The 6,613-nt window shown below is 62.5% G+C and carries 8 protein-coding genes and 3 pseudogenes; 4 read left to right on the forward strand and 7 right to left on the reverse strand.

The genetic code is table 11. The annotated features are described in order from the left end of the window. The 6 genes and pseudogenes from D573_RS0113575 to D573_RS0113600 form a co-directional block, all read right to left on the reverse strand. Nucleotides 1-197: pseudogene (locus D573_RS0113575) on the reverse strand (ISL3 family transposase); the annotation flags it as partial. A gap of 241 nt (nucleotides 198-438) precedes the next feature. Continuing rightward, nucleotides 439-1,446: a pyruvate kinase gene (locus tag D573_RS0113580; RefSeq protein ID WP_018939132.1), complete on the reverse strand. Its 1,008-nt coding sequence runs from the start codon at nucleotides 1,444-1,446 to the stop codon at nucleotides 439-441. Between the two features lie 187 nt (nucleotides 1,447-1,633). Then, nucleotides 1,634-1,903: a Txe/YoeB family addiction module toxin gene (locus tag D573_RS14535; RefSeq protein WP_081618775.1), complete on the reverse strand. Its 270-nt coding sequence runs from the start codon at nucleotides 1,901-1,903 to the stop codon at nucleotides 1,634-1,636. Next, entirely contained in the window at nucleotides 1,878-2,156 is a 279-nt protein-coding gene (locus D573_RS0113590) for a type II toxin-antitoxin system Phd/YefM family antitoxin (RefSeq protein ID WP_026288000.1), read from the reverse strand. The genes D573_RS14535 and D573_RS0113590 overlap by 26 nt, the downstream gene beginning before the upstream one ends. 480 nt (nucleotides 2,157-2,636) lie before the next feature. Next, the gene (locus D573_RS0113595) at nucleotides 2,637-2,954 is read right to left on the reverse strand and encodes a type II toxin-antitoxin system RelE/ParE family toxin (RefSeq protein ID WP_018939135.1); all 318 of its coding nucleotides are present in this window, start codon (nucleotides 2,952-2,954) and stop codon (nucleotides 2,637-2,639) included. Nucleotides 2,955-2,958: 4 nt separating this feature from the next. Continuing rightward, the gene (locus D573_RS0113600) at nucleotides 2,959-3,243 is read right to left on the reverse strand and encodes a type II toxin-antitoxin system Phd/YefM family antitoxin (RefSeq protein ID WP_018880673.1); all 285 of its coding nucleotides are present in this window, start codon (nucleotides 3,241-3,243) and stop codon (nucleotides 2,959-2,961) included. 363 nt (nucleotides 3,244-3,606) lie between these two features. Here D573_RS0113600 and D573_RS0113605 point away from each other — a divergent pair, with 363 nt between their 5' ends. Beyond that, nucleotides 3,607-3,849 (forward strand): type II toxin-antitoxin system Phd/YefM family antitoxin, encoded by a 243-nt coding sequence (locus D573_RS0113605; RefSeq protein WP_018139194.1) that lies wholly within the window; start codon nucleotides 3,607-3,609, stop codon nucleotides 3,847-3,849. Next, nucleotides 3,846-4,109: a Txe/YoeB family addiction module toxin gene (locus D573_RS0113610; RefSeq protein ID WP_018939137.1), complete on the forward strand. Its 264-nt coding sequence runs from the start codon at nucleotides 3,846-3,848 to the stop codon at nucleotides 4,107-4,109. Before D573_RS0113605 ends, D573_RS0113610 begins: the two co-directional genes overlap by 4 nt. Nucleotides 4,110-4,324: 215 nt before the next feature. On the opposite strand, the pseudogene D573_RS14880 reads toward D573_RS0113610, so the two are convergent. Next, a pseudogene (locus D573_RS14880) lies at nucleotides 4,325-4,456 on the reverse strand (transposase); the annotation flags it as partial. Between the two features lie 292 nt (nucleotides 4,457-4,748). Between D573_RS14880 and D573_RS0113615 the strand changes: the two are divergent. After that, nucleotides 4,749-6,047, forward strand: coding sequence for a transposase (locus D573_RS0113615; RefSeq protein ID WP_231367879.1), 1,299 nt, complete (start codon nucleotides 4,749-4,751; stop codon nucleotides 6,045-6,047). Further along, a pseudogene (locus D573_RS13960) lies at nucleotides 5,995-6,613 on the forward strand (transposase); the annotation flags it as partial. The gene D573_RS0113615 and the pseudogene D573_RS13960, both read left to right, overlap by 53 nt.

The following is a 6,613-nucleotide window of genomic DNA, read 5'->3' on the forward strand; positions in this document are numbered from 1 at the left end:
GGAAGATCCCGGACCCGCCGCAGCGTCGTCTCGTGCACCTGCCGGGTCCGATGACCGCAGCGTTCGCAGTGCATCCACTGCCGCGTCGGCTTCAGGTGCAACTCCAGCGTGCCGCCGGCCTCCTCCGGCCAAACCGCACGCTCCAGCCGATAGCCTTCCCAGCCGCCCAGCTTCTGCAACGTCTTCTTGTCCAGCATCGCTCCCTCCCGTGTCCTTCCTGGCTCCACGCGAGACTACGATGCCCTTCAGCGGTCGAACACCTCCCCGGTATCCTTCGATGAACCATACGTTAGGCGCATCGAGGTGCGGGCGCTGCTGCCCGATTACATCCCCGTCTACGGCTGCATTTACGACTGAAAAATCGGGAAGCTGAAAAGAGATCAAGGAGGCAACGGTAGCCGGCAAGACCACCTGAGCCGATGCGTCCCAAAGGCCGGATCAGACCAGGGTCCCCGCCAGGCCAAGCGCCCGAAGGCGCGCGGTCTTCTTGTGCTGGTGCTCCTGCATTCGGCGCAGGATGCCGTCCAGCGTGTGCACTGCGTCGAGTACGTACGGCCCCTTATTGAGCATGACGCATTCGGCCCGGCCGGACATGGCAGCGTCGGTGATCTCCGGGCGCGAGGCAATGCCCTTCTGAGCCAGGGTTTCCAGGACCTGGGTGGCCCAGATCGCCGGCACGTGGGCAGCCTCACACAGCCAGAGGATCTCCTCCTGGATCTCGGCCATGCGCTCACCCCCAATTTCTACGGCCAGGTCGCCCCGAGCAATCATGATGCCCAGGGGATGTCTGCCGATCGTACTCAGGATGATCTCGGGCAGATGGGAAAGGGCGCGCTGGGTCTCGATCTTGGCCACGATACCGAGACCGGCGACGCCTCTCCGGGAAAGGGCCAGAATGAGCGCCAGCATGTCCTCGCGGCTCTCCACGAAGGAATACCCCACCAGGTCCGCATGCTCCGCGATGAAATCCAGGTCCTCGAGGTCCTTGCCCGTAAGCGGAGGCAGTCCGAGATCGGCGCCGGGAAAATTCAGCCCCTTGTCCGCTTTCACGAGTACACCCTGTGGGCGGCAATGGGTGACCGTCAGATGAATGCCCTCGGCATCCACCCCTTCCACAATGCCACCCAGCTTGCCGTCGTCGATCCAGACGGGCTGCCCGGGGGCAAGGCGCTCAAGGGCCTGCGGCGTGGTACAGCTGATACGGGCGGGCGCGAGTACGTGCCCCTGACCATCCAGGCGCGCCGGTTCACCGGGGGAGAGATCCCGCGTCAGGGTGAGGCGGTCACCTCGCCGCACGCGGATCTCCATCGGCCGTACCGGGAACCCACTGAGGCGGATATCCCCTTCCAGCGGATGCCAGACGCCATCCTGATCCGCGCGCTCGGCGCAAATGGAGGTATCCGGGCTGATATAGCAGCCCGCCTGGCAACGGGCCAGCAGGCCCACACATAACGGGGTCGGACCACGATAACTTGCTGTAGCAGAAGGACTTTCGTGCGCTCAAGGATGATTTCTGAGCCTTAGCGAGGGCATTTCGCCCCCGAAATGGTGCCTTCCCGGCACGAACGGGGCTCGGGGTCGGACCCTGCCTGTTGCCCATGATGCCCCGAGCGAGGGGCAACATGGGCTCGGGTCACAACGTGTCGTAATGGCCGCCGATCGCGAAGATGTAGATGGCTTGATCGTCGAAGTGATAGATCAGGCGGTCCCTGGCGGAGAGACGTCGTGACCAGAAGCCCGAGAGCGAATGCCGAAGGGGCTCTGGCTTACCCGTTCCCGTAGCTGGATCGTTCCGGAGCATTTCCTTGAGGATCCGGCGCAGGGCTCGATGTAGCTTTGGGTCGCGCTCCCGGAGCGTTTCGTAGGCGGCCCAGGTATTACCCTCGAATACCAGTGATCTCATCCATCTCCCCTTCCGTGGGACGGTAGCCTTCTCCCTTCCGATGGGTAACGGCCGAATCGGCGATCTGCTGCATCAGGCAGGAGTTCTGGAGGACGTAGAGCGTTTCCTGCTCCCGCTCCCAGTCATCCGCACTCATCACCACAAAGGCCTCACCCGCTCGGCGCGTGACCTTGAGCGGCGTGTGCGTAGTGACGGCCTCTTCCACCAAGGCCTTCAGGTTCTCGCGAAACCGGTTCACGCTGACTGTTTCCATGCCGGACCTCAAACGTACGGGAGTACCGTACAACTATAGACATCCTTCAGGTTCGGTTCAATTGCGTCTTCCGGCGCACCGTTCCCACATGACGTACCGGAGGAAGAGGACACCGACCTTTCAGGTAAGATCCGGCAACGCCAATGCGCCTGGGAAGGTCTGGGGCCAGTCCGGCCGATTGAACAAAGGACGGGGTCGGACCACGGTAACCATCTGTCTTGCAGACGATTAACGTCCCCTCAAGGCTTTAAAGCGCCCGTTTCGATGCTGAAATCGGCCTCTGGGGGCGCCTATGGGGACGGAAACGGGGACAGATTCATTTCTCCGCGGCCAAAACGTCATCTCGGCCGGAGCGAGGCGGAGAATCGAGATCGCTGACGCTAACGCCTACCCCGCCGGCCGAGATCCCGGATAACCGCTTTGCGGTTTCCGGGATGGCGCTCAAACGCCACGAACCATGAGCGGAGGTCTGGTGGCGGCCTAGTTCCTGTTCGACGCTCCACCAGGGAGGTGCAGCAGGCGTTCGCTTCGCCAGACGCGGACAGCCCTCACCCGACCGGGATCACGCCGATACACGATGCGGAAAGGTGGATGGACGAGCTCTCGCAGGAACGGCTGGTCAAATTCGGGCACTACCCTGCCGATGTCGGGGTGGTCGTTCAGGGCCTGGACTCGTTGGAAAATCTCTTGCACCAGCCTCTGTCCGACCTCCGGCACTCCTTGCTCCGAGTACCACTCCTGCATCTGCTCGAGATCGCGCAGGGCGGATTCGGCAAACGTGATCGTAATGCCGGGCATATTGCTAGTTGAGACCGAGCTGCGCCCTGGCCTCGTCCAGCGAGACTTCCCGACCGGCCTCCAGGTCCGCCAGACCCGCGACGACGGCCCGCATGAATTCCCGCTCTTCCTCGGCCTTTTCGTAATCCGCCACCGACTGAACCACGGCAACACCCCTGCCCCGACTAGTCAGCAGTACGGGCCGGTGAACCTCGGCCACGTGTTTCATAACCCGTCCGGGATTCGTCTTCAGGTCGGTCAGGGGGACCAGGTCTTCGGAAAATTTGATCATCGCAATCCGCTCCATCATAAGCCGCCGTTAGGGCGGACTATAGCACCTGTTAAAAGGGCTATGGAGAGCACCCTGCGGAGGAAGATCGGAGAAAGAGGACACCCATCTTCTCCCTGGCGGCAGACCGTCATCCCGGCCGGAGCGAAGCGTAGAGCCGGGAGCTCTGACGTCCGCCCCGGCCACGGAGCCCGAGATCCCGGATAACCGCTGCGCGGTTTCCGGGATGACCTTCCAGGCTGGGCGAAAGGATAATTCCTGGAACGATCCGACCCGTTGTCGCAGTTTCTGCGGTGTCTGGCAGTGACGGAGTAGCCGTACGGTTTACGGAACGTACGCCAAGGCGTACTCTTGATCTAAACCCACACACTTGCGAGGTGCGCCATGACGGGAATTACGGCTACAGAGGCGCGCAGCAACCTCTACCGGCTGATCGACGAAACGGCGGAGTCTCATGAACCGATTGTCATCACCGGCAAGCGGAACAACGCCGTCTTACTATCCGAGTCGGACTGGTCGGCGATTCAGGAGACCCTGTACCTGCTATCGGTGCCGGGTATGCGCGAGTCGATCCGCGAGGGCATGGATACCCCGGCGGATGAATGCCACGAGGAGCTGGATTGGTGACATGGAAGTTGGTCTACACCCGGCAGGCTCAAAAAGATGCGAAGAAGCTGGCTGCCAGCGGCCTGAAACCGAACGCACAGGAACTGCTGACGCTGATCGCGGAAGATCCGTATCGAAAGCCCCCACCTTTCGAGAAGCTGGTGGGTGATCTCTCCGGCGCGTACTCGCGGCGCATCAACATTCAACACCGGTTGGTATACCAAGTGCTCGAAGACGAGCGAGTGGTTAAGGTGATCCGCTTATGGAGCCACTACGAGTAACCCGGCTGCACGATCTCGGATCACCGCTGCGCGGTTCCCGGGACGACGGCCGTTTCAGAACACCGAAAGCCCTGTAGGAACTTGCTTGCAAGCGTAGCCCCAGCCAAAGCCGGACGCGGGCAGGAGCTTCGCTTGCAAGCAAGCTCCTACGCGAGGGCTCCGGAGTCAGACCTAAAGAAAAACTGGGACAGATAGACAGATTTATTTTCTCATGGCTAACGTGACGGCGGACGGCCAGGATGCCGCCGCTCAACGCGACAGCCGATGATCTGCTCCACCTCATCCACAAAACGCTGGTTGCCGGTGAGTTGGCCGCGCTGCAACGCCTCGCGCATCAACGACGGACGGGGGTCGGGGTCAGACCTTGCCTTTTGCCCCCGCATCAGGGGAGAGGCAAAGGGCAAGGTGTGACCCCGTGATTCCACGAGAGCTACCTTTGGATTTCGCAGGCCGGCGAAGGGTGTTGAGGTGTTCTAGACTCGAGACGGCGGCGGAGGTGTGGCTTGTGGGGTCCGCACTCCGCTTGGACGTGCTCGGTTCTGAAATGCCGCCTTCGCCGCCCCTGCATCATCCGGAGCGTCCCACGTGGATGGTGCCCACTCTTCTGGAGTGATGGCTGAAAGGTAGACGAGACGCCGGATGAGTTTTGGCGTCGGATCTTGCCTGGAGGTCACCGCTATGGATACCCCTCTTCTTGTAGCCGTGGATGTCGGCAGTCGTTTCCACCAAGTGGCGGTCGGCGATGGTACGGGACATGTGCTGGACGAGTTCCGAATCGATCACGAACCGTCTGGATTTACAGCGTTCTTCGAACGAGTGGAACGCCATCGTCGGTCGCCGGACCAGAGGGTCCAGGTGGCGATGGAAGGTTACAACGGCTGGGCACGCCCGCTGGATAGCCAGACCCTGGCCCGCGGTTGGGCGCTGTACAACGTCAATAACTTGAAGCTAGCACGGTATAAGGAGATCTTTCCGGCTCCTGCCAAGACGGACGCGATCGACTCGCGCCGCATGCTCGAGCTATTCGCGCTGGATCAGCAACCCGGGGTAGCCCGCAATGCCCTACAGCGGGTGACGCTGATCCCAAAGGCGCACCGCCATCTGAAGTATCTGACGCGCCGGCGGCGGGTGCTGGTACAGGAGCGGGCTGGGCGTCTGACGCGGCTGAACTGCGATCTACAGGCGCTTTGCCCGGGCTTGCTGTCGATCACGGGTTCGATCGACAACCGGTGGTTCCTCCGCTTCCTGACCTGCCGAGACCGCCTCACGGCGTTGCCACGAGTACGCGCCTCGACGCTGTTAAGGATACGGGGTGTTGGGCGCGCTTATCTCGCCAAGATCCAGGCATGGCAGCCGACCGCACAGTTTGCCCCGGATATCGCCTTCGGCGATATGGATGTGGTCACCGATGCACGATCGATCCTGACGCTGAGTGAGCGGATCACGGAGTTGGACACCGAGCTCGAACGCTTGGCGTGCGAGAGCCAACCGGCTCGGCTCCTGCGATCCATCCCCGGCTTCGGCCCGACGGGTGTTGCGGAGTTAGTGGGCGAGATCGGCACACTGGATCGGTTCACCAAGGAATCGGGGCTGGCCGTCTATGTGGGGATGGCCCCGCTAGCGAACAGTTCGGGCGTTCGCGATCGGGGTAAACGCCCCCGCTCCGTTAATACCCGATGCCAGAATGCACTGATGACCTGCGTGGCACGGCACATGGCCCATGTGCCCGAGTCCCGCGCGTACTACGACCGCAAACGTGCTCAAGGCAAGACGCACAATCAAGGAGTTACTGTCAAAAGTGGTGTACGGGAGGGATTGAGAAAGGCGGCGTATCCGGCTGGAATGGAAGTACCAGCAACCAACCAGCCAAGGGGGATACGCCACCATGACCTACGATACGACAGAGATTTCGAACGGGCCAGCGGACACGCCCGATGACCCGTTGACCGCGCTCCTGCGCCGCGGGGCGCGGGACCTGATCAAGCAAGCGGTGGAGGCGGAGTTGCAGACGTTCATGGAGACCTACGCGGCGGATCGCTTGCCGGATGGTCGCCGGGCGGTCGTGCGCAATGGCTACCAGCCGGAGCGCCGGGTCCAGACCGGCATCGGCGATGTCGCGGTGCAGGTGCCCAAGACCCGGGATCGCGCGGGCGGGGGGAGGCACTTCACCTCCAGCCTGCTGCCGCCGTATCTGCGCCGGGCGCGTTCGGTCGAGGAGCTGCTGCCCTGGCTCTATCTCAAGGGCGTGTCCTCGGGCGATTTCCAGGAGGCGCTCACGGCGCTTCTGGGAGAAGAGGCCCAAGGGGTTGTCGGCCTCGACGCTGGGCCGGCTCAAGCAGCAGTGGCTCACCGAGCACGCCGACTGGCGCGAGCGCGATCTCAGCGCTTACCGCTACAGTTACTGGTGGGCCGATGGGATCCACTTCAACCTGCGCGGTGACGACGACGAGCGCGCCTGCGTGCTGGTCATCATCGGGGTCCTGCCGGATGGGACCAAGGAGTTC

The sequence above is a fragment of the Thioalkalivibrio sp. AKL9 genome, assembly GCF_000377825.1.
Lineage (GTDB): Bacteria > Pseudomonadota > Gammaproteobacteria > Ectothiorhodospirales > Ectothiorhodospiraceae > Thioalkalivibrio > Thioalkalivibrio versutus.